At 65.3% G+C, this 21,799-nt stretch carries 23 protein-coding genes; 19 read left to right on the top strand and 4 right to left on the bottom strand.

From position 1 onward, the window contains the following. Positions 1-183: 183 nt before the first annotated feature. Genes ilvB through HACJB3_RS10190 form a run of 7 tightly spaced genes read left to right on the top strand, consistent with a single transcriptional unit; the run spans position 184 to position 6,960 of the window. The gene (gene ilvB / locus HACJB3_RS10220) at positions 184-1,938 is read left to right on the top strand and encodes a biosynthetic-type acetolactate synthase large subunit (RefSeq protein ID WP_008416982.1); all 1,755 of its coding nucleotides are present in this window, start codon (positions 184-186) and stop codon (positions 1,936-1,938) included. After that, positions 1,935-2,609 (top strand): acetolactate synthase small subunit, encoded by a 675-nt coding sequence (gene ilvN, locus HACJB3_RS10215; protein WP_008416984.1) that lies wholly within the window; start codon positions 1,935-1,937, stop codon positions 2,607-2,609. The genes ilvB and ilvN overlap by 4 nt, the downstream gene beginning before the upstream one ends. Continuing rightward, positions 2,602-3,639 carry a ketol-acid reductoisomerase gene (ilvC, locus tag HACJB3_RS10210; protein WP_008416985.1) on the top strand — a complete coding sequence of 346 codons (1,038 nt, stop codon included), beginning with the start codon at positions 2,602-2,604 and terminating at the stop codon, positions 3,637-3,639. Before ilvN ends, ilvC begins: the two co-directional genes overlap by 8 nt. Further along, positions 3,632-3,883, top strand: a complete 252-nt coding sequence (locus tag HACJB3_RS10205; RefSeq protein WP_008416986.1) for a hypothetical protein — start codon at positions 3,632-3,634, stop codon at positions 3,881-3,883. Before ilvC ends, HACJB3_RS10205 begins: the two co-directional genes overlap by 8 nt. After that, positions 3,880-5,301, top strand: a complete 1,422-nt coding sequence (leuC, locus tag HACJB3_RS10200) for a 3-isopropylmalate dehydratase large subunit (RefSeq protein ID WP_008416987.1) — start codon at positions 3,880-3,882, stop codon at positions 5,299-5,301. Before HACJB3_RS10205 ends, leuC begins: the two co-directional genes overlap by 4 nt. Further along, on the top strand, positions 5,298-5,990 hold the full coding sequence (gene leuD, locus HACJB3_RS10195; RefSeq protein ID WP_008416988.1) for a 3-isopropylmalate dehydratase small subunit: 693 nt from the start codon (positions 5,298-5,300) through the stop codon (positions 5,988-5,990). The genes leuC and leuD overlap by 4 nt, the downstream gene beginning before the upstream one ends. Further along, entirely contained in the window at positions 5,983-6,960 is a 978-nt protein-coding gene (locus HACJB3_RS10190; RefSeq protein ID WP_008416989.1) for an isocitrate/isopropylmalate dehydrogenase family protein, read from the top strand. Before leuD ends, HACJB3_RS10190 begins: the two co-directional genes overlap by 8 nt. Here the strand turns inward: HACJB3_RS10190 and HACJB3_RS10185 are convergent, their stop codons facing one another. The 3 genes from HACJB3_RS10185 to HACJB3_RS10175 all read right to left on the bottom strand — a co-directional run bounded on the left by HACJB3_RS10185 (position 6,961) and on the right by HACJB3_RS10175 (position 9,522). Next, a complete protein-coding gene (locus HACJB3_RS10185; protein ID WP_008416990.1) occupies positions 6,961-8,049 on the bottom strand; it encodes a glycerol dehydrogenase in 1,089 nt (362 codons plus the stop codon). It lies immediately after the preceding gene. 163 nt (positions 8,050-8,212) lie between these two features. After that, positions 8,213-8,554: a hypothetical protein gene (locus HACJB3_RS10180; RefSeq protein WP_238532756.1), complete on the bottom strand. Its 342-nt coding sequence runs from the start codon at positions 8,552-8,554 to the stop codon at positions 8,213-8,215. Positions 8,555-9,033: 479 nt separating this feature from the next. Further along, the gene (locus HACJB3_RS10175) at positions 9,034-9,522 is read right to left on the bottom strand and encodes a winged helix-turn-helix domain-containing protein (RefSeq protein WP_008416992.1); all 489 of its coding nucleotides are present in this window, start codon (positions 9,520-9,522) and stop codon (positions 9,034-9,036) included. Between the two features lie 456 nt (positions 9,523-9,978). Here HACJB3_RS10175 and HACJB3_RS10170 point away from each other — a divergent pair, with 456 nt between their 5' ends. The 8 genes from HACJB3_RS10170 to HACJB3_RS10140 all read left to right on the top strand — a co-directional run bounded on the left by HACJB3_RS10170 (position 9,979) and on the right by HACJB3_RS10140 (position 15,724). Then, positions 9,979-10,977: a lipid II:glycine glycyltransferase FemX gene (locus HACJB3_RS10170; protein ID WP_008416993.1), complete on the top strand. Its 999-nt coding sequence runs from the start codon at positions 9,979-9,981 to the stop codon at positions 10,975-10,977. 85 nt (positions 10,978-11,062) lie between these two features. Next, a complete protein-coding gene (locus HACJB3_RS10165; protein WP_238532755.1) occupies positions 11,063-11,638 on the top strand; it encodes a DUF7344 domain-containing protein in 576 nt (191 codons plus the stop codon). An 80-nt stretch (positions 11,639-11,718) separates the two neighbouring features. Next, a complete protein-coding gene (locus tag HACJB3_RS10160; RefSeq protein WP_008416995.1) occupies positions 11,719-13,563 on the top strand; it encodes a hypothetical protein in 1,845 nt (614 codons plus the stop codon). Between the two features lie 133 nt (positions 13,564-13,696). Then, positions 13,697-13,978 (top strand): transcriptional regulator, encoded by a 282-nt coding sequence (locus HACJB3_RS10155; RefSeq protein WP_008416997.1) that lies wholly within the window; start codon positions 13,697-13,699, stop codon positions 13,976-13,978. Between the two features lie 272 nt (positions 13,979-14,250). Then, positions 14,251-14,538, top strand: a complete 288-nt coding sequence (locus HACJB3_RS10150; RefSeq protein ID WP_008416998.1) for a PadR family transcriptional regulator — start codon at positions 14,251-14,253, stop codon at positions 14,536-14,538. Positions 14,539-14,828: 290 nt separating this feature from the next. After that, positions 14,829-15,068 carry a hypothetical protein gene (locus HACJB3_RS10145; protein ID WP_008416999.1) on the top strand — a complete coding sequence of 80 codons (240 nt, stop codon included), beginning with the start codon at positions 14,829-14,831 and terminating at the stop codon, positions 15,066-15,068. Positions 15,069-15,156: 88 nt separating this feature from the next. Further along, on the top strand, positions 15,157-15,318 hold the full coding sequence (locus HACJB3_RS20195) for a hypothetical protein (RefSeq protein WP_008417000.1): 162 nt from the start codon (positions 15,157-15,159) through the stop codon (positions 15,316-15,318). A 109-nt stretch (positions 15,319-15,427) separates the two neighbouring features. Next, positions 15,428-15,724: a PadR family transcriptional regulator gene (locus HACJB3_RS10140; RefSeq protein WP_008417001.1), complete on the top strand. Its 297-nt coding sequence runs from the start codon at positions 15,428-15,430 to the stop codon at positions 15,722-15,724. A 59-nt stretch (positions 15,725-15,783) separates the two neighbouring features. Here the strand turns inward: HACJB3_RS10140 and HACJB3_RS10135 are convergent, their stop codons facing one another. Then, positions 15,784-16,449, bottom strand: a complete 666-nt coding sequence (locus HACJB3_RS10135) for a DUF7344 domain-containing protein (protein WP_008417002.1) — start codon at positions 16,447-16,449, stop codon at positions 15,784-15,786. Positions 16,450-16,886: 437 nt separating this feature from the next. Between HACJB3_RS10135 and HACJB3_RS10130 the strand changes: the two genes are divergently transcribed. The 4 genes from HACJB3_RS10130 (at position 16,887) to HACJB3_RS10115 (ending at position 21,754) form a co-directional block, all read left to right on the top strand. Beyond that, on the top strand, positions 16,887-17,951 hold the full coding sequence (locus tag HACJB3_RS10130) for a glycosyltransferase family 4 protein (protein WP_008417003.1): 1,065 nt from the start codon (positions 16,887-16,889) through the stop codon (positions 17,949-17,951). A 452-nt stretch (positions 17,952-18,403) separates the two neighbouring features. Continuing rightward, positions 18,404-19,603 (top strand): hypothetical protein, encoded by a 1,200-nt coding sequence (locus HACJB3_RS10125; protein WP_008417004.1) that lies wholly within the window; start codon positions 18,404-18,406, stop codon positions 19,601-19,603. Positions 19,604-19,616: 13 nt separating this feature from the next. After that, positions 19,617-20,738: a DUF354 domain-containing protein gene (locus HACJB3_RS10120; RefSeq protein ID WP_008417006.1), complete on the top strand. Its 1,122-nt coding sequence runs from the start codon at positions 19,617-19,619 to the stop codon at positions 20,736-20,738. Continuing rightward, on the top strand, positions 20,735-21,754 hold the full coding sequence (locus HACJB3_RS10115; RefSeq protein ID WP_008417008.1) for an FkbM family methyltransferase: 1,020 nt from the start codon (positions 20,735-20,737) through the stop codon (positions 21,752-21,754). Before HACJB3_RS10120 ends, HACJB3_RS10115 begins: the two co-directional genes overlap by 4 nt. Positions 21,755-21,799 lie beyond the last annotated feature (45 nt).

Raw genomic sequence — 21,799 nt, 5'->3', positions numbered from 1 at the left:
GACGCGGTCGTGGCGCGCGAGCTCATTATTGTAGGGGTCTAGCCCCTACACTACCCCTTTCCTTGACCCGACCGCACCACACAACCAGCCAGCACTCGCGCCACCCAATGCACTCAACAACCCGCCGCTGTCGACCGCCGTATCGCCCACGAACCACCCACGCGTATCGCGCCAATCGAGCCGATGAGTGAACAACCACCCGCCACGTTCGATCGAGAGGCGACCGACGGGGCCGAAACGGCCGGATCGACGCCAGTGACCACCGGCGCGACGTCGGTGATCCGCGCACTCGAAGGCGCAGGCGTCGAGACCTGTTTCGGGGTCCAAGGCGGGGCGATCATGCCCGTCTACGACGCGCTCTATGATTCATCGATCCGCCACGTCACGATGGCCCACGAACAGGGTGCGGCCCACGCCGCCGACGCCTACGGGATCGTTTCGGGCGATCCGGGCGTGTGTCTCGCGACCTCGGGCCCGGGCGCGACCAACCTCGTGACCGGACTCGCCGACGCCTCGATGGACTCGGACCCGGTGATCGCGCTTACGGGACAGGTCCCGACCGCGTTCGTCGGCAACGACGCCTTCCAGGAGACGGACACGACTGGTCTGACCGCCCCCATCACGAAGACGAACTACTTCGCGACCGATTCGGACAGCGTCGGCGACACCGTCGGCGAGGCGTTTGCGGTCTCCGGTACCGGCCGACCCGGTCCCACGGTCGTCGACCTGCCGAAGGACGTGACCAACGGCCAGACGGAGCGGCAACCGGGCGCACCCCGGACGCCGAGCACGTACGACCCGCAGACGGAAGCCGACGAGGCGGCCGTCGAGCGGGCAGCTCGAACCCTCGAACGCGCCGAAAAGCCCGTCATCCTGGCGGGTGGCGGCGTGATCAAGGGCGACGCGAGCGACGCTCTCAGGGATTTTGCCACCGAGTACGGCATCCCGGTCGTGACGACGATGCCCGCGCTGGGTGCGTTCCCCGAGGACCACGAACTGGCGATGGAGATGGCCGGAATGCACGGCACCGGCTATGCGAACATGGCGATCACACACTGTGACGTGATGCTCGCGGTCGGCTGTCGGTTCGACGACCGCCTCACGGGTGGCGTCGAGACGTTCGCACCCGACGCCGAGATCCTCCACGCCGACATCGACCCCGCGGAGGTCTCGAAGAACATCGAGGCCGACGTCGCGCTGATCGGGGACGCCGGGACCGTGCTCGAACAGCTCGACAGCGAGATGGATCGCACACCCGACATCCCCGAGTGGCAAGAGCAGTGTCAAACGTGGAAGGCCGAGTACCCGATGGACTACGCCGCACCCGAGGACCGGCCGATCCGACCGGAGTTCGTCGTCGAGGCGCTCGACGAGGCCACGCCCGAGGACGCGATCGTGACGACCGGCGTGGGCCAACACCAGATGTGGGCGTGTCAGTACTGGACCTATCGCCACCCGCGGACGTGGGTCTCTTCGCACGGTCTGGGGACGATGGGCTACGGACTGCCCGCCGCGATCGGCGCGAAGGTGGCCGAACCCGACAAGCAGGTCGTCTGTTTCGAGGGCGACGGCTCCTTTTTGATGACGTGTCAGGAACTCGCCGTCGCGGTGCGGGAGAACCTCGACATCACCGTCGCGGTGTTGAACAACGCCGCGGTCGGGATGGTCCGTCAGTGGCAGGACGCCTTCTTCGAGGGGCGCCACTCGGCCTCGCAGTACCCGTGGGTGCCCGCGTTCGATAAGCTCGCCGAGGCCTTCGGCGCGCAGGGCTTTGCGGTCCACGAGTACGACGAGGTCGCAGACACCGTCGAGGCCGCGCTGGCGTACGACGGCCCGTCAGTGATCGACTTCCACATTGACCCCGGCGCGAACGTCTACCCGATGGTTCCGAGCGGCGGGGACAACGGGCAGTTCGCCCTCTCGGAGGATCAGCTATGAGCGAGCAAGGGCCACAACAGGTCAACCGGTTGCAGGGGCCCGCTCCCGAGGACCGACCCCGGCCGTCGGGACGGCGCAACAGCCAGGGGATCCGGATCGACCCGGAGGTCGAGGCCGAACCCGTTCCGAGACGAACGGTCATCTCGGCGCTGGTCGAGAACGAACCCGGCGTGCTCGCAAAAGCCTCGGGGCTGGTTTCGCGCCGGCAGTTCAACATCGAGAGTCTCACGGTGGGAACGACGACCAACCCCGAAACCTCCCGGATCACGCTCGTTATCGAGGAGCCCGAACCGGGGATCCGGCAGGTCGAAAAACAGCTCGAAAAGCTGTTGCCCGTGATCTCGGTCCAGGAGCTCGGCGAGAACGCGATCCAGCGCGAGCTGGTGATCGTGAAGGTCCACGGCGACGAGCCCGATAAAGTCCAGGCGGTGACGGAGATGTACGACGGGACCGTGCTCGACGCCGGACCCAAAACGATCTCGATCGAGATCACCGGCGACGAGAACAAGATCGACGACGCAATCGACGCCTTCCAGCAGTTCGGGATCCGCGAGCTGGCCCGGACGGGCCAGACCGCGATCGCCCGGGGCGACGTCTGGACGACGGACGTCGAGGAGGAACGGTACGAACGAATGCACGAAAGCTGGCAGACAACGACAAACAATGACTGAGGAAGCCACAATCTACTACGACGAGGACGCACAGCGCAGCCAGATCGAGGACAAGACCGTCGCGGTACTCGGCTACGGCAGCCAGGGCCACGCTCACGCACAGAACCTCGCCGACAGCGGGATCGACGTCCGGGTCGGGCTGAAGGAGGGGTCGGCCTCCCGGGAGGCCGCCCGCGAGGACGGACTGGAGGTCGGAACCCCCAAAGAAGTCGCCGCCGGGGCCGACATCGTGAGCGTGCTGGTGCCCGATACGATCCAGCCGACGGTCTACGAGCAGATCGAGGAGGAACTCGAACCCGGCAACACCCTGCAGTTCGCCCACGGATTCAACATCCACTACAACCAGATTAATCCTCCAGAAGACGTCGACGTGACGATGATCGCGCCCAAGACGCCCGGGCATCTCCTCAGGAGGAACTACGAGAACGACCAGGGCACGCCCGCCCTGCTCGCGATCTACCAGGACGCGACCGGCGAGGCAAAAGAGGAGGCCCTCGCGTACGGCCAGGCGATCGGCTGTACCCGCGCGGGCGTCGTCGAGACCACCTTCAGGGAGGAAACCGAGACGGACCTCTTCGGCGAGCAGGCGGTACTCTGTGGCGGGATCGCGAGCCTGATCAAGCAGGGCTACGAGACGCTGGTGGACGCGGGCTACAGCCCGCAGATGGCCTACTTCGAGTGTCTCAACGAGATGAAGCTGATCGTCGACCTGATGTACGAGGACGGGCTCGGCGGGATGTGGGACTCCGTCTCCGATACGGCGGAGTACGGCGGCCTGACGCAGGGTGACGTGGTCATCGACGAGCACGCCCGCGAGAACATGGAGGAGGTACTCGAAGCCGTTCAGGACGGCACGTTCGCCCGCGAGTGGATCGCGGAGAACCAGGCCGGCCGGCCGAGCTACACCCAGCTTCGCCAGGCCGAGAAGAACCACGAGATCGAGGCGGTCGGCGCGGAATTGCGAGCGCTGTTCGCGTGGGCCGACGAGGAAACCGAGGACGAACAGGAGAAAGTGACCGCGGATGACTGACGACACCGACACCAACGCACAGTGGATGAAAGACATCGACCACACCCACCCCTACGACGACACGAGCGCGGGCGCGCTGTTCGCTCGCGGGCCGGTCGTGGTGGCTGACGGGGGGAGGAGGGATGCCGAGGGTAAAGACCGGATGAAGGACGTCGATCACACCCCGCCGCACGACGACGAGGGCGCGAAACGCGTCTTCGAACGCGGCGAGGAGTACGACGGGGACGTAGTAGAGGAAGAATGAGTCAGGGAACCCTCTACGACAAGGTCTGGGACAACCACGCTGTCACGGAACTGCCCACGGGCCAGACCCAGCTGTTCGTGGGCCTGCACCTCATCCACGAGGTAACCAGCCCGCAGGCCTTCGGGATGTTGCGCGAGCGCGACCTCGAAGTCGCGTACCCCGAGCGCACGCACGCGACCGTGGATCACATCGTTCCCACCGCCGACCAGTCGCGGCCCTACGGCGATGACGCCGCAGAAGAGATGATGCGCGAACTCGAGGAGAACGTCCGCGAGGCGGGCATCGAGTTCGACCACCCCGATACCGGCGACCAGGGGATCGTCCACGTCATCGGCCCCGAGCAGGGGATCACCCAACCGGGGATGACGATCGTCTGTGGCGATTCACACACCTCGACGCACGGAGCCTTCGGCGCGCTCGCCTTCGGCATCGGGACCTCCCAGATCCGGGACGTGCTCGCGACCGGCACCGTCGCAATGGAGAAACAGAAGGTGCGCAAGATCGAGGTCACCGGCGAACTCGGCGACGGCGTCGAGGCCAAGGACATAATCTTAGAGATAATCAGGAGACTAGGGACCGAGGGCGGCGTCGGCTACGTCTACGAGTACGCCGGCGAGGCCATCGAGTCGCTGGGGATGGAGGGTCGCATGTCGATCTGTAACATGTCGATCGAGGGCGGGGCGCGTGCGGGCTACGTCAACCCCGACGAGACCACCTACGAGTGGCTCGCCGAGACCGACGCCTTCGAGAACGACCCCGAGAAGTTCGAGCGGCTCAAACCGTACTGGGAATCCGTTCGGTCGGACCCGGACGCCGAATACGACGACGTCGTCACCATCGACGGCTCCTCGTTGGAGCCGGTCGTCACGTGGGGAACGACGCCGGGACAGGGCGTTGGCATTACCCAGCCAATCCCGCACCCCGACGACCTTCCCGAAGACAAGCAGGACACCGCACGACGGGCACAGGAACACATGCGCGTCGAGCCCGGCGACACGATGGAGGGATATCCCATCGACGTCGCCTTTTTGGGCTCGTGTACGAACGCCCGACTGCCCGACCTGCGCCGCGCGGCCGAACTCGTCGAGGGCCGCGAGGTCCCCGCGGACGTCCGCGCGCTCGTCGTCCCCGGCAGCCAGCGCGTCCAGCGTACCGCCGAGGAGGAGGGGTTGAAGGACGTCTTCGAGGCCGCCGGCTTCGAGTGGCGAAACGCCGGCTGTTCGATGTGTCTGGGCATGAACGAGGACCAGTTGGAGGGCGATCAGGCGTGTGCGTCCTCGTCGAACCGCAACTTCGTCGGCCGCCAAGGGAGCAAGGACGGCCGCACGGTGTTGATGAACCCCCGGATGGTCGCCGCGGCGGCCGTCACCGGCGAGGTAACGGACGTGCGGGAACTGGAGGAGGTGGCTCGCGTATGAGCCGCGAGGACGACCGAAGGGAGTCCTCGGAAGACGCGAGCGGCGACGCCGTGAGCCGCGCCGACGACGGCCCCGCCGAGATCGTCGACAGCGTCTCGGGGACGGGTATTCCCGTTCGCGGCAACGACATCGACACCGACCAGATCATCCCGGCGCGCTTCATGAAGGTCGTCACCTTCGACGGGCTGGGCGAGTTCGCCTTCTTCGATCAGCGCTTCGATAGCGAGGACAACGAAAAGGAGCACCCCTTCAACGAAGGGCAGTATCAGGGGGCAAACGTCCTCGTCGTGAACTCGAACTTCGGCTGTGGCTCCTCGCGCGAGCACGCCCCACAGGCGCTCCAGCGCTGGGGGATCGACGCCATCGTCGGCGAGTCCTTCGCGGAGATCTTCGCGGGCAACTGCCTCGCGCTCGGCATTCCGACCGTTACCGCGAGCACCGAGGAGATCGGCGCGTTGCAGGCGTACGTCGAGGAGAACCCCGATACCGAGATCAGCGTCGACGTCGATCGCGAACTCGTCACGTACGGGAGCGGCGACGAGGAGACAGCCATCAACGGCGACGTCGCCGCCGCCCAGCACAAAGCGCTTGTCGAGGGCGTCTGGGACACCACGGCGCTGATGAAGGCGAACGCGAACGCGGTGCGCGAAACGGCCGACTCCCTGCCGTACATGCAAAGCGATGACTGAGGAGATCGCCGTCATTCCCGGCGACGGCATCGGAACGGAAGTGACGCCGGCCGCAGTCGAGGTGCTCGAAGCCGTCGGCGAGTTCGAGTTCGTCCAGGCCGAGGCGGGCGATGCCGTGAAGGACGAAACCGGCGAGGCCCTGCCCGAGGCAACCTACGAGCTCGCGGCTTCGGCCGACGCCACCCTCTTCGGCGCGGCGGGCGAGACCGCCGCGGACGTGATCATCCCGCTTCGCGAGGCGGTCGGGTCGTTCGTCAACGTCCGGCCCGCCCGCGCGTACCCCGGTGTCGACGCGCTTCGCCCCGAGACGGATATCGTCTTCCTTCGGGAGAACACCGAGGGCGTCTACGCGGGCCACGAGAGCAGATTGAGCGACGACCTCTCGACGCTCACCCGCGTGGTGACGAGTTCCGCGTCCGAACGGCTCGCGGAGTTCGCCTGCGAGTTCGTCGAGGGTGACGAGTACGACGAGTTCACCGTCGCCCACAAGGCCAACGTCATGCGCGAGACCGACGGCCGGTTTCGCGAGACCGTACTGGGGGTCGCCGACGAGCGCGGCGTCGAGGCCGACGAGGTGTTGATGGACGCCTTTGCGACCCACGTCTGTCTCGACCCCGAGAAGTTCGACGTCGTCGTCTGTCCGAACCTCGCTGGCGACGTGCTTTCGGATCTCGCTGCCGGACTTGTCGGCGGGCTCGGCTTGCTGCCGAGCGCGAACATCGGGACGGAAAACGCGCTGTTCGAGCCGGTCCACGGGACCGCTCCCGACATCGCGGGCGAAGGGGTCGCCAACCCGACGGCGGCGATCCTCTCGGCGGCGATGTTGCTCGACCATCTCGGGTACACCGAAGAGAGCGCGCGAGTCGACGAGGCCGTGACGAGCGTCCTCGAAGACGGACCGCGAACAGCGGACCTCGGTGGCGAAGCGAGCACCGAGGACGTCACGAGCGCGGTGATCGACCGGCTGTAATCACACCCGTTTTCCACCGAGGTCGTCCGCAGCGACCATCGCGTCGCGGACGTCATCCGCGGTAACGTCGAACGCGTTGTGAATCGTCTCCTCGTCGGCGAGCGCCGCCTCTGCAACCCGGTCGAGATCGCCCGTCGATTGCTCCTCGACGCCGAGTTCTTCGAGGGTGACGGGAAGGTCGAGTTCGACCGAGAAATCGATCACGTCGTCGATGAAGGCATCGTCACGCCCTTCGAGCACCAGCTGGGTGATGATCCCGAAGTTCACCTTCTCACCGTGGGTCGCGTGATGGGTCGCCTCCAGTTGCGTGAGACCGTTGTGAACGGAGTGGGCCGCCGCGATCCCGCCGTTTTCGAAGCCCAGTCCACTGAGAAGGGTGTTCGCCTCGGTGACGGCCTCGACGCTTTCGGTGACGATCCCCGCCTCGACCGCCTCGACCGCCGACGCGCCGTGATCGCGCAGTAGCTCATAACAGAGCTTCGAGAGCCGATGGGCGGCGTGTGTCGGTCCGTCACCGAAGAAGTTCTCCCCGTTGGCTCTGTGGACGGCGTCGGCTTCGAACCACGTCGCCATCGCGTCGGAGATCCCGGACCGGAAGAACCGGGCGGGGGCACCGACGATCACCGACGTATCGGCGAGCACGAGATCCGGGTGATCGTCGTAGAACCAGTAGCGTTCGAACTCCCCGTCTTCGCTGTAGATCACCGACAGGCTCGACGTCGGCGCGTCGGTCGAGGCGATCGTCGGCATCGAGATCATCGCCCCGCCCGCGTTCTCCCGGACGGCTTTTGCGGTGTCGAGGGCCTTCCCGCCGCCAGCGCCGATGATCGCCTCCGCACCGAGATCCTCGGCCATCTCCGTGATGCGGTCGATCTCGACCTCGGAGCTCTCCCGGCCGAACTCCTCTATCGCCGTCTCGACGCCGTTTCCTTCGAGGCTCGCTTCGGCGTCGTCCCCGACGATCTCGAGGACGTCGCTATCGCCGATCACTAGTGCGGACTCCGCGAGCGCCGCTACCCGTTCGCCGAGCTGGTCGGTCGCGTTACGCCCCTGTACATATGCCGCCGGCGATTCGAACGTCCGGATCATAGCCGTTGTACTGTCGCGGTCGATCCAGTTATACCTATACCGTGGTCGGCACCCACGCGAGATCGTCTCACGTATCGCAGTCCCGGACGGCGAACACCGAGGCCGTGACCGGTGTGGTCGTCGAAGCGTGCTGCGGGTCGTCGACCGTCCGAGGGCCCGCGGGTTATCGTTCGAGCGATTCGAGTCGGTCGAATCGCTCGTTTCTCCCGTCGTTTTTTGCCGTTTCGTCCCGTTCCCCTTCGAACTCGTCCTCGTCCCTGCGGTCGGGGAGCGGGCGGACCCGCCCGTCGAATCCCTCTAGTGCGTCCCGAACGCGCATGATACCCCAGAGGCCGCCTTCGAGGTAGTAGTTGGTCTTTCGCTCCTGGGAGACGTAGTCGCCGATCCCGTTGGCCCGGTCGGCGGGCTGGCTCACACGCAGCGTCACCGGGTCGTCCGTGTACGCCTCCAATATCGGCGTGTTCGGATTGCCGTGGACCTCGGAGCTGTAGACTTGTGCTGGCACTCGTCGGAATCCCGCCCACGGTGCTCGTCTCCTTGGTCTGTCGATCTGTCGTAACTCCTGTTCGACACGACACGGTAGTGACGGGTCCGGTACTGGTAGACACACAACACATATGATAAGATATAAATGTCGTTCGACCGATAAACGGTTTTCCGAAGGCGAGGACTACCACGCAAATACAAAAAATAGCATATAATAACTAATCCGATATCTATATCGAGATCGCCTACGGAACCGTTTCTAGACGGCGTACGCTGTATTATAGATCAACACTTTTTTTGAGGATAGTGGGACGTCTCCATACAGGGAAACGACTGTAAGCGAGCCGTACCGTCCCTCGGTGCGTGATAACCGCCACCTACTTCCAGTGGGTCGACCGATACCTTCCGGCCGTTCGCTACGATCGTGTCTCCCCGTTGGAACGACAAACGAACTGACGGTCGGAGTACGACGTCACCGCCGCTGCGGGCCGGTAGCGCTCACGGTACGGGGTCGATCCCGTCCGTCGTCTCCTCGCCGTTGGTTTCGATGCGGAATCGTAGGTCCTTGCCGCTGAGTGCGATACGGAACCGTTCGAGCGAGGCGTCATCGAGCAGCAGGTCGTCGGTGGTCGTCCCCGAATCCTCCGAGCGGATCCGGGCCTCGAACCCGTTGGGACCGATCTGAAGCGCGATGTCGCCGCCCGTCGTTCGGAACCGCCGTCGCTGTTGGTTTCCCTCCGCGAGCGTCACCGACTCCTCGAGCAATCCGAGGTCGACGAGGTCGTTGACCCGGCGGTAGATCGTCGTTCGGGAGACCTCACAGACCTCGAGGAGGTCCTCGATGGCCACCGGCTCGTCGCTGGCTTCGGTGAGGATCGTGCGTGCAGATGGGTTGCCGAGCGTATCGAGCAGCGCTGAGCAGTCCGTCGAGATCACGGCGTACGTCGTCGATTCGTCCGGGTCGTCTGTGGCGTCGTTTCGGATCATGGTCGTTACCCTGTCGGCGGGGCGTCCGGACGCCCCGTCCCGTTGATGGTATGTCACGTCGACACACGACTATGATCGGCCTGCCGGGAAGTAATGAGGTAACTAGGGTCGTACCCGATCCGTTTGACCGGCCTAACCGACGGTTTCACGCACTCGACGTGGCAACTCGAGTGAACATCCGGCTGGCCGGATCGGGCGCGACCGGCTCCCGATAAACCGCCCGTTTACTCGGTTCGCCTTTGCGGTCGTGGACGTCGGTTCGGGAATCCCGCCTATAACAATGGTCGATCCGTGCCGAACCCGTTCAGAGCTCTGATTACAGCGTATGAGTACACTCAGTGTCGGATGCACCACGCCTCGCAGGCGGCACCTCTGGCCGCGCGGGGACGATACGTCGGAATATTGGTCGGACAGCGACGGGAACGACCCGCAGAACCCCGTTTCGGGGGTGATCGGATGAGCATCGAAATCCGGGAGGTCGCTGACCCGGCGGAGTGGAACGGCTACGTCGAGCGCTCGCCACAGGGGACGGTCTTTCACCGCGCGGAGTGTCTCTCGGTGCTGGCCGATCACGCCGGCGGCCGGGCGCACCTGCTCGCCGGCTACAAGGGCCACGAACCCGTCGGGATCTTCCCGGTGACGGTACTGTCGAAGGCCCGCATCACGACGGCGTTCTCGCCGCCGCCGGGCTACCTCGTGCCGTATCTCGGCCCGGTGCTCCTCTCGAACGGAAACCTGAAACAGCGCAAGGCCGAGAAACGCCACCATCGCTTCGTCGAGGGCTGTCTCTCGTGGATCGAAGACCGCTACGCCCCTCGATACACCCACGTCCGGACCGCCTGTGACTACGCGGACGTACGCCCACTCGCCTGGAACGGGTTCGACGTCACCCCCCAACACACCTACGCGGTCGAACTGGGCGACGACGAGGAGGAACTGCTGATGCGCTTTAGCAGCGACGCGCGGAGCAACGTCCGCAACGCAGACGAGGCCGCCTACGACATCGAGGTCGGCGGGCGCACGGAAATCGAGCGGATCGTCGACCAGCTCGATCGGCGCTACGACGAGCAAGACGAGTCCTACCTCCTCGAAGCGTCGGTCGTGACCGACCTCCACGAGCGCCTCGGGACCGACCACGTCAAACCCTACGTCTGTCGGGTCGGCGGCGAGTTCGTCGGCGGGATGATCGCACTCGCGGACGATCGGCGGGTGTACCGCTGGCAGGGCGGCGCGAAATCGACCGGCGACCTGCCGGTCAACGACCTGATCGACTGGCGGATCATGCGCGACGCGATCGCCGACGGCCGCCGGGAGTACGACCTCGTCGGGGCCGACACGGCGCGTCTGAACGGGTACAAGGCGAAGTTCAATCCGCGGCTCTGTACCTACTACAGCACCGAACGCGGGAGTCGCCCGATGCGGATGATGGCCGGGATCTACAAGCAGTTCCGGTAGCACGACCCTATCCGACTGGTAGTTCTCCACTACTGGTCGTACAGCCAACATAACAAGCGGTAGACGAGCTGTCGTGTCCGACGAGATGTCAGTCGAATCACTCACACGGGACCGATCGATCGAGACACACGAACTCCCCGTCCGGGCCGGAGAACGGTTGTCGGCGTTCGTCCGCTCCGAACGCCGGCTGGAAAAAGAGGAGGTCTTCGATCTCCTCTACAACCCGCGTCGGCGCGCCACGCTGCGACTGGTGGCTCAGCGCAGTCGTCCCCTCACGATGGAGGACCTCGTCGACCGGATCGCCGCGGCGGAAAACGACGTCCCGGTCGATAAACTGGAGCGCCAACAGCGCCGGCGCGTTCACGTCTCGCTGTACCAGACGCACCTCCCGTTGCTCGACGAGGTCGGCGCGATCGAGTACGACCGGGAGCGAACGGAGATCACGCCGGGAGCGTGTCTGGCCGAACTCCTGCCGTACCTCGACGTCGCCGACGCGACGCGAAGTGCCTGGCGGACGTACTACCGACGGCTGCTGCTGGGCTACGCCGTTTTTGGCGCGATCGTCCTCGTGGGCGCGTCGAGTTCGCTCCCGCTTGCGACGCTGGCGCTCTCGGCGACCGCGCTGTTTCTGGTGCTTGCGTGTCTTCACGGGCTCGACTGATCCGGATTCGATCCGCCGTATCGGGCCCGAGTCGCGATAAGCGACGGATAACAAGGCCGGTTCTCGGCGACTTCCCGACGATGGCCTCGGAGAGAGCGGAGGGACGCGTGGCGCTGACCGACCCCCGGAGCGATCGGGAGCGAAAGACCGAGATAACGCTCGCGGTCGGGTACGCCGCGCTGGCCGTCGCGGTCGTCCTCGCGCGTCGGAACCCGGCGACCGGCCACGAGGTGTCGATCTACGCGGCGACCCCGACCGGCGTCTGGGTCGGGCTGGGCCTCGCGTTGATGCTCGCGCTGGCGGTGGCGCTGTTCGCTCGCGCGGCGTGGCTTCGCTCGCTCGCGATCGCCCTCGCTTTACTGAGTGGTGTCGTCTTCGTTTCGCTGCCGGTGATTCGGGGGTATCTCTTCTACGGACTGTACGACTCGCTAACACATCTCGGATGGGCCAACGACATCGCGAGTGGCGCGCTCGAACCGACCGGGCTGATGTATCCTGGGATCCACCTCGTCTCGCTGTTCATCGCCACGGTCACGGGGTTCGAGACGTCGACGGCGATGTTGCTGATGGTCGTCTGTATGCTCGCGGTGTTTTTCGTGTTCGTTCCGCTGTGCGTGCGCGCGATCGTTCCGGGACGCCCGGCGCTCGCGGTGGGTGCGTTCTCGGCGCTGTTGTTGTTGCCGATCACCCAGATGAGCACCCATATGAACGCACACACCATGTCACAGGCGATCCTCTTTTCGACACTGCTAGTCTTCTTGCTCGTGCGGTTTCTCGCGACGCCGCGGGACAGCCCGGCGCTTCGCCCGCTGTCGATCCTGCTGGCGCTTGTCGCGGCGGTGACCGTCGTGTTTCACCCGCAACTGGCAATCCACCTGCTGGTCGCGCTCGTTGGGATCTGTAGCTTCCAGTTTCTCTATCGGGTCGTCACCTCCGACCGGCCGCTGCACACCTACCCGACGGTCTACAGCCACACGGTGTTCTTGCTCGGCGTGTTCGTCCTCTGGTCGGCCAACCACGACCTCTTTTCCGGGATCGCCACGCAGGCGATCACCTCGGCGATCGCGTTCGTGCTCGGGGAGGGAACCCAACAGGCCGGCGCGTCGATCGCCTCCCAGGGGTCCTCGCTGCTCGCCATCGGCGGGAGCATCGGCCTCGTCTTCTTCAAACTCTTTTTCGTGAGTCTGGTCTTCTGTTTTCTCAGTCTGGGCGTCTTCCTCGCGACGTTCAGTTCGTGGGGTCGGCGCACCGGGTTCACATCGACGCAGATCCAATACCTCTCGGCGGGTCTCGGGGCGCTCTTTCCGGTGTTCGTTTTCTACTATATCGGGACGCTCTCGGAGATGTACTTCCGGGTGTTCGGACTGATGATGCTGTTCGTGACGGTCCTCGGGGCGGTCGCGATCACGCTTCTGACGCGCGGGCTCGCCGAGCGTTTCTCCGAGCGCTCGGTAAACCCGGTCGTGGTCGGCGTGTTCGTCCTCCTGCTCGTCCTCGCACTCGCGGCCGCGTTTCCCTCCCCGTACGTCTACCAGCAATCGCCCCACGTCACCCACCAGCAGATGCACGGTCACGCGCTGGCGTTCGAGAATCAGGAGGGAGACACTCGTTTTGCGGGGGTCCGGCAGGGACCCTACCGCTACGTCGACGCCATCGAAGGCGGCGGTCGAACCAGCGAACACAGCGAGCAGGTTCCCGCCGAGCGCATGCACGACGGCCTGCCGTCGTACTTCGAGGGCGATCGGTACGTCATCGTCACCGAAATCGACGAGCAGCGCGAGGTCGAGGCGTACCGCGAGCTCCGGTACGCCGAGGAGGACTTGGTCGCCATCGAGGCCCAGGAGGGGGTCCACAACGTCCAGTCCAACGGGGAGTTCGACCTCTACATGGTCCAAAACCAGTCGAGTGCGAACGGAGCCGCCTGAAGCGCGTCTCGATATCGAGAAGCCCGACTCGACTCCCGAACGCGGGAAGAGAGGACACATCGCGGACGATAGGCAGTTCCCAAGAGGACTTATCGCCCGCGTAGTAAGGTGCGATCGCCCCGACGAGGACGGTATGAACGTCTCGACGGGACTCCAGCGGGACCTCCTGTATCTGATCGCCGGACGCGAGCGAACGCCCCGACCCGACCTCGACCGGGCGATAGCGGAGTACTACGGCGCGGAGATCCGCCACGATCGACTGACCTCCAACCTGGATACGCTCGTCGAGACGGACCTCGTTGAGTCGATGCGACGGGACGGAACGGACCACTACACGCTCACCGATCGCGGCCGCGACGAAATCGAGGCCCGCCGCGAGTGGGAATCGCGCCATCTCGACACGGATGGAGAGTGATCGTCTCGAACGGAGTCGCCGAAACCGATACGTTGATGACCTTCCAAGTTGTATGCTATCATGGACCAGCATGAATCCTCGGGCAACGTAATTGGGCGGGCTGGTCCGGGCCACGTCGATCCGGGCATCAGTCCCACACTGGGGCAACGTGGCCCCGTCGACGGTTTCGCGGCCGAGTCCCCATAGTCGACCGTCTGCAGTCACGGGATTTCGAACCTGATGTATTCGTAAGAAGAGAGATTGATAACGGTTGCGGCCGTAGAGGTAATGCCATGTACGACCTGACCGGCTTCCAGCGCGACCTCCTCTACATCATCGCAGGGCTCGACGATCCACACGGGCTCGCGCTCAAGTCCGAACTGGAGAAGTACTACGACACGGAGGTCCACCACGGCCGGCTGTACCCCAACCTGGATACGCTCGTCGAGAAGGGCCTCGTCGAGAAGGGGCACGCGGACAAGCGAACGAACGTCTACGCGCTCACCGACCGCGGACGACGCGAGATCGACGCGCGTCGCGAGTGGGAATCGCAGTACCTCCCGGCCGAACTCGCCGCCTGATCGGTCGGACACCGAGGCCGAACGATCCGGACGGTCGGATCGTGATGTATCACTGTCTTCGTGTCGTGCAAGCAGTCACAAAGACTATATGTGTCGCCGTTACAGTGGGGAACGTAGGAGGTGCCTCTGACGCTGGTGTACCAGCATCCTCCTACGTGGATGAACTTCGGGACGGACTTGAGCACCCGTCTCACTTTCTGCGTCGCATCTCACCCGGGACCTGTCGGTCCCGGCGGGTGCCAGCAACGACGAAACGAAACGGCTATCGGTGGAGGGATTCTGCTGCGAGCATGCACGAGGAACTGCTCGAACCGATCGTTCACGGCGCCCTCCTCGTCGGATACGGCTGTCTGACGATCGTCCTCACCGCCGCAAGCACGCTCGCCGAGTACAACGGCTACCTGAACGCCACCGCGGGCGAGAGCCTCCTGGGCGGCTGGATGGGGCTCGTGGGACTGCTCTTGCTCGTGATCGCGTACTCGATCCTCCACGACAAGGTGCTTGCAGAATACCGCTCGTTGGTCGGGTAGTGCGACCCGGACCGACGCGACCGGAAGGCGAGAGCTGTCGGTACAGCTCGCAAATAACTATCCGCTATACCGCCCTTAGCTGTGGGATATGCGATCGACCGAACTCCCCATCTACTGTCCGTACTGTACGACACAGGCCGTCGTCGACTGTGAGACGTCACACACGGCGACCGAGCGGACGAATCGACTGCGGGGGACCGACGTCGACTGTCGGGGCTGTGGCAACGAGTTCGAGCTGTACTACTACTGACCCCGTAGCGTCGGCTTACGGTCCCGGTAACGCCCCCGGCATCGGGGTAGGGACGCGAGTCCGCACTAACGTCCACATACTACTGTGAGTGGCGTGTGAAAGCGCTCACATGCACGATCTGACGGGATTCCAGCGGGACCTGCTGTACGTCGTCGCCGGTTACGATAGTCCCAACGGGCTCGGGATCAAACGGGACCTCGAGGAGTACTACGAACAGGAGATTCACCACAGCCGGCTGTATCCCAACCTCGACACCCTCGCGGATAAGGGACTCATCGAGAAGGGCGAACAGGACCGACGGGCGAACTTCTATGCGATTACGAAACGCGGGTGGCGCGAGATCGAGGCCCGCCGCGAGTGGGAATCCGAGCGGATCGATGAGGCGTCCGGGCGACTCGACGTCTGAGAGACGATCGACCGACGGGCGACCCGGCTCGTGGAGGACACCCCGAACCCCCGACCCGATCAGTCGAGAAGGCCCGAATCCGGGGTCCCGTTCGAGCGCGCAACCAGCGAGTGGGCCGCCAGTATCGTCCCGAAGACGGCCAACACCAGCAGGAACCACACGACGTCGGGGACCGCCGCGAAGGGAAACACCGACAGTCGGTTCAGCCCGAGAACGCCCACGCCACTTACCCCACCGAAGAGATACAGTCGATGCCACAACAGCGCCCCGCCGTGGGAGTGATGGAGGTACTCCTTGATGTACCGGTAGTCCGGGCCGAGCGTGACCGTTCCCCGGGGTTGGTTGTACTCGACGATCCCCGAGCGGTCGAGTTTCGGGAGGTGCGTCTGGTACAACGAGACGTACGCGCGCTTTCGATCCCGGTGTGTGATGTAGGCGTCGTCGTCGTCGCACTCCCAGTTCGCAAGCGCCTCGGCGAGGTCGCTCAGTTCGACGACGCCGTCGTGGTCGTCCAGATACTGGAGGACGTACCGCCGGCGGCGGTTCCGGAGGATGTCGAAGACGTCGTCCTTCGTGGGTCGCTGGTCCGACCGCGGCGGGCGGAGATGCGCCTGAAGCGATTCGTATCCGGGTAGCTGTTTGATCCCTTCGACCATTGCCGGCGGATCCGGCTGGCCGTTCTGGGTCTGTTCGTCGTCCCTATCAGTAGAGGTTTCGTAGCTCATTTGAGATGGTGTCGTCGTGACCTTCCCTCGTCAAGTATACTCTCCGTGAGGGTCAATAAACTATGACTGTCATATCCATCCGTTGTGGATCCGACCGGTGTTTTTCACGGAACGAAAACGGTGATAACTAGTGACCTGCGCGATCGGTTCGATCCGCGCATCCGGACGAAAGTCCGTCTATCGGCCACAGACGGCGGTTTCGCTCCGATCGCAGTTCGACCGATGGTGCACCCTTCCTCCGTCGGCCCCGGCGATCGCAGGCGGCGAGGGCGAGGGATGACCTATCCGTTCGCCGGTCGGTCGTCGGTCCCGGCGACCCGGCGACATCCGTGTTTCGTGGTACCGTGTCCCTACTCCGATAATCCGGGCATAACAATGGCGATCCCGTCGCCAGCAACGGTCGTGATCGGCTCTCTCCGCCCGCCGACTCGATTGCCATGACCGCTGATAACTCGGTGCTCGTCCTCGCCAACCACTCGGACGCAGGCCGGTTCGAGCGCCACTACGGACCGTTAGCCGACGTCGCCGGCGAGACGACGCTCGTGTGTCTGAACGCCGACGCCGACGTCGAAAACGCGAGGACCGTCGTCGTCCCGACGGTCGGCCACCACCTGCTTGGCCTGTTCGCGCTGTCGTTGCGGGCGCTCTACGAGGGCCATCGCGGCGAGTACGACGCCGTCGTCTCCGTCTCGCTGTTCCCGTACGGATGTCTCGCGCTGGCGCTGAAGGCCCTCTATGGGTATCCCGCCCACCTCGGGATCATCGGGATCGACCTCGACCACCACGCCGACGCGTGGTATGGGGTGCTCCCCCGGTGGCTGTTTCACCGCTTCGATACGCTTTCGGTACCGGGGCCGACCCACGTCGGAAAGCTCCTCGGGCTCGGGCACGCCCGCGAGCGCGTCTTCGTGTTGACCAACGCCGTCGACGTCGAGACGTACGCGCCGGCCGACGACGAGTCGGTCTACGACTACATCTGGGTCGGACGATTCAGCCCCGAGAAGGACCCGCTGTTGTTCGTCGAGGCGCTCGCGGCGCTGGATCGGGCCGGCGAGGAGTTCCGTGCGGCCATGCTGGGGTCCGGACGCCTCGAAGACGAACTGCGCGAGTGCATCGAGGCCGACGGCCTCACCGAGTCGATCGACCTGCCCGGCTGGGTCGACTCCCCGGTGGAGTACTACCATCGCTCGCGGGTGTTCGTCTCGACGTCGCGCCGGGACGCGCTGCCGTTGACGCTGATCGAGGCGATGTCGACGGGGCTCGCCTGCGTCGCCCCGCCGGTCGGCTCGATCCCCGACGTCGTCGAGGACGACCACAACGCGGTGTTGCTCGCCGAACGCGACCCCGAGACCGTCGCCGCGACGCTGCGGGACCTGCGCGCGGATCCTCGTCGAACCGACCGCCTCGGCGAGCGTGCAACGGCGGTCCGCACCGAGTTCTCGCTCGCCAACGCCCGCGAGGACTGGCGACGTATCCTCGACGTACTCCTCGGAACTGGTTGAAAATACGACCTTTCGTGGCGATTTCGCCTCGACAGTGATGTCGATGAATAAACAATAGGCGGCGAGTCGGAGGGAGGCGAGAACGGTGAACCGCCCGTTCCCGTCGGCTTTCACCCGATGACGGCCGTGTCAAGAACAATAGTATGTCTGTAATCATTCGTATCTACTAGGGAACACTATTCACTATATATCTAATATTTCTATAATCAAAAATAACGTCTGACGCTCGCCGTCCGGCGTTTTTCCCGCGCTGGTGCCGTAAGCGAGGGATAACAAGGGGTGGGGACACCCATCGGACCGGTATTCCGCGGGACCGCCCCGCTGACCACCGATACCATGTTTCACACCCGCCCCGAACGCCGATCTCCCCTCCACGTGTCCGCCCGCGTCCTCAGCGCTTTCGGTCCTGACGCCGACCTCGGTGCCCGCGACCCGACGCCGGAGGTGGACGGATGAGCGACCCGGAGATCGATCTGGTGACGATCACCGACCGGTGTGAGACGGCCCTCGAGTGGGCCCGGGAGAACGATTACGCGGGCTGGGACCCCTACGACGGGCTCAGTTCGTCGGTCCTGCCGGACGGCAACTGGCTGTTTCGCCTCTGTACGCTTCACGCCGTGCGGATCGCACCGTTCAACGTCCGCCCGATCGCCGGGATCGCAACGGAACGGAACCCGAAGGGGATCGCCCTGTTCGCGCTTGCGTATCTCGACCTCTACGAGGTGACCGGCGAGGAGACGCACCTCTCGTCCGCGACCGAGCTCCTCGACTGGCTGCTTCGCAACACCTCGCCGGCTTCGACCGAACCCAGTTGGGGGTACAACTTCGACTGGCAGAACGGTCGGGAGTTCTTCCTGCCGGCGTATCACCCTTCGATCGTCGTGAGCGTCTTCTGCGGGCGGGCGTTTCTCAGGTACTACGAGGTCACCGGCGACGACCGCGCCCTCGAGGTGGCGAGTGGCGTCTGTCGGTTCGTCCGGTGTGAGATCGGCCAGGAGCGCGTCGACGGCTATCGCGTCTACGCCTACACGCCCTACGACTCGTTCGTGGTGGTCAACGTCAACGCGCTGGCGGCGGGCTTTTTCGCCGAGGTGGCGGCCCACACCGACGACGGCGGGCTGGGTCACCGGGCGGACCGACTGGCCGAGTTCGTCTGCGACCAGCAGGTCGAGGACGGAGCGTGGTACTACGCCAGCCCGCCCGAACGCTCGCACATCTCACACGACAACTTCCACACCGGCTTCGTCGTCGAATCGCTCGACCGGTACATGGCGGCCCGCCAACCGGCCGAGGGTGTCGAGCGGGCCTACGAGCGGGGGCTGGATTTCTACCGCGAGGCGCTGTTCGAGCCCGACGGTGCGCCCCGATACGAACACGACCGACCCTACCCGCAGGACGTCCACGCCGCCGCACAGGCCGTCATCACGTTCGCCCGCCCGCGCGCCGAGAGCACGGCCATCGCCGAGCGCGTCCTCGCGTGGACGCTGTCGAACCTGTATGACTCGGAGGGGTACTTCTACCGACAGCGGGGTCGATTCCTGACGGATCGGACGCCCTACATCCGCTGGAGCCAGGGCTGGATGTGTCTCGCGCTGGCGTCGTACCTCCGGAGAACGGCGAAATCGTGGCAGCCGGCCGTCGAGCGGCGGTAAGGCGCGGATAACAATGCCCGGCTCAGACGACGTGGAAAGCGTGATTACTTCATCCACCACCAAAGCGAAGGAATCGCGCCCCGCAGCGCTCGACGGCGAGCGCGTCGCGTGGGTCGACCTCGCGAGCCCCTCGCATCCCTTCTTCTTCGAGGGACTACTCTCGGGGCTCCCCGAACTCTCGGTCGAGCCGACGTTTCGGGAGAAGACCGAGACCGTCGCGCTGGGTCGGACGGCCGGCTTCGACGGCCGGGTGATCGGCCGGGACGCCGGGACGCCGCGGCTCCGGAAGGCCGGGATCGTCGTTCGGACGGCCCAGCTCGCGCTCGGGACGCCCGCGTGTGACGTCTCGTTGTCGGCGCGCAACGCGATGTGCGTACTGGCCTCGCGCTGTCGGGGGGTGCCCTCGATCCATTTCACCGACAACGACATCACGGCCTACGCCGACGGGCTGGTCGCAGAACGCCTCTACAACCGGATCGAAGCCAGCGCGACCCACAGCGTCGTCCCCAGCGCCTTCCGGACCGAGGAGCTGACCCGCTGGGGAATCACCACCGATCGGATCCACACCTACGACGGCTACAAGGAGGACCTCTCGGTCGCGGGCTTCGAGCCCGATCCCCGGTTCCCCGAGCGTCTGCCCGTCTCGGAGTATCTCCTGATCAGGCCCGAGGCCCTGACGGCGGCCTACGTCGACGAACGCGAGGGCACGCTCGTGTTGGACCTGCTCGACGGGGCACTCGCGCGCGGGTACGACGTGGTCTACCTCCCGCGGGGCCGGGGCGACGAGCGCCTCGCGCGGGGCTACCCCGACGACCGGGTGTACGTGCCCGACGCGCCCCTCGACGGGCGCGAACTGGCGTGGAACGCCCGCTGCGTGCTCACGGGCTCGGGGACGATGGCTCGAGAGGCCGCCTGCATGGACAAGCCCGCGGTCTCCTTTTTCCCGGGACCGTTGCTCTCCGTCGATCGTCAGCTCCGCGAGGAAGGGCGACTCTATCACTCGCGCGAGCCCGACGCGATCCTCGAGTACATGGACTCGCTCGACGACCGGGACGCGCGGCCGGATCGCGAACGCTCGGTCGCCGTGCGCGACGAGGTCGCGCGACTCACCGCGGCCCTGATCGAGGAACTATGATCCTGCTCGACCGGCTACGGCGGGCGGTTCGCAACCCCTCGCTGATCGGGCGCTTCGCCAAGACGAAGATCAGCGAGACGGCGCTGCTCGCGCGCCGGCGGCGTCTCGGTGCGCTCGCGAGCTACGCCGTCGCCGGTGTGACCGGCTGGAGCCCCTACGACCGCTACCTGCGCCGTTTGGCCCGGACGGGCCGGACGTCGGTGTGTTCGATCGACGGCCTGGAGATGGCGCTCGATTTGACCGACGACGGGCTCTCCCGGGAGCTGTTCCTCTATGGTACCCGCGAACAGACCACGGTCGAGCGTTTCGAGCGCGAACTCCGGGCGCTTCGGGGCGAGATCGACGGCCCGATTCGTGTCCTCGAGATCGGGGCCAACATCGGCTACTTCGCGCTGATAGAAGCCCGCGCGCTGGGTCCACGCGCGGAGATCCACGCCTTCGAACCCGACTCGCGGAACCTGCCGCTGCTCCGCGAGAACCTCGCGCGCAACGGCTACTCCGATCGCATCCGCATTGATCCGGCCGCGATCGGTCCGACGACCGGACGAGCCGTCCTCGAACGCTCCTCGCACTCGAATCGCAACCGACTGGCGTCCGACGGGGGCCGGAACTACGCGAAAGCGCTCTCGCTGACCGGCGAGACCCGCACTGTCGACGTCTGGTCGGTCGACGACTACCTCGACGAGAACGGGATCGACCCCGACTCGATCGCCGTCGTCCGGATGGACGTCGAGGGCTACGAGACCGAGATCCTTCGGGGGATGGAGTCGGTGCTGGCCGCGAGCGGGCCGCTCGTGTTGTTCGTCGAACTCCATCCCCACCTGCTGAGCGACGCCGAATACCGCGAGTTCGTCACGGCCCTCGAGGCCGCCGGCTTCGAGCCCTGTGACGTGATCAGCGAGTCGATCACCGCCCGCCCGTTCGACGGCAGCCTCGGCGTCGAGCGCATCGAGGACCTCCTCGGGATCGACCGGAGCGGCTACAAACTCGTCGCCAAGCGACCCGCCGCCCGCTGACGGGCTTTTGGATAAAAAAACGCCGGCCGATCCCGGGCGGCTGCC

It is taken from the genome of Halalkalicoccus jeotgali B3, assembly GCF_000196895.1.
In the GTDB taxonomy this organism is placed as follows: domain Archaea; phylum Halobacteriota; class Halobacteria; order Halobacteriales; family Halalkalicoccaceae; genus Halalkalicoccus; species Halalkalicoccus jeotgali.
The sequence above is the reverse complement of the archived record's forward strand: the minus strand, read 5'-3'. Positions and strand labels throughout refer to the sequence as shown.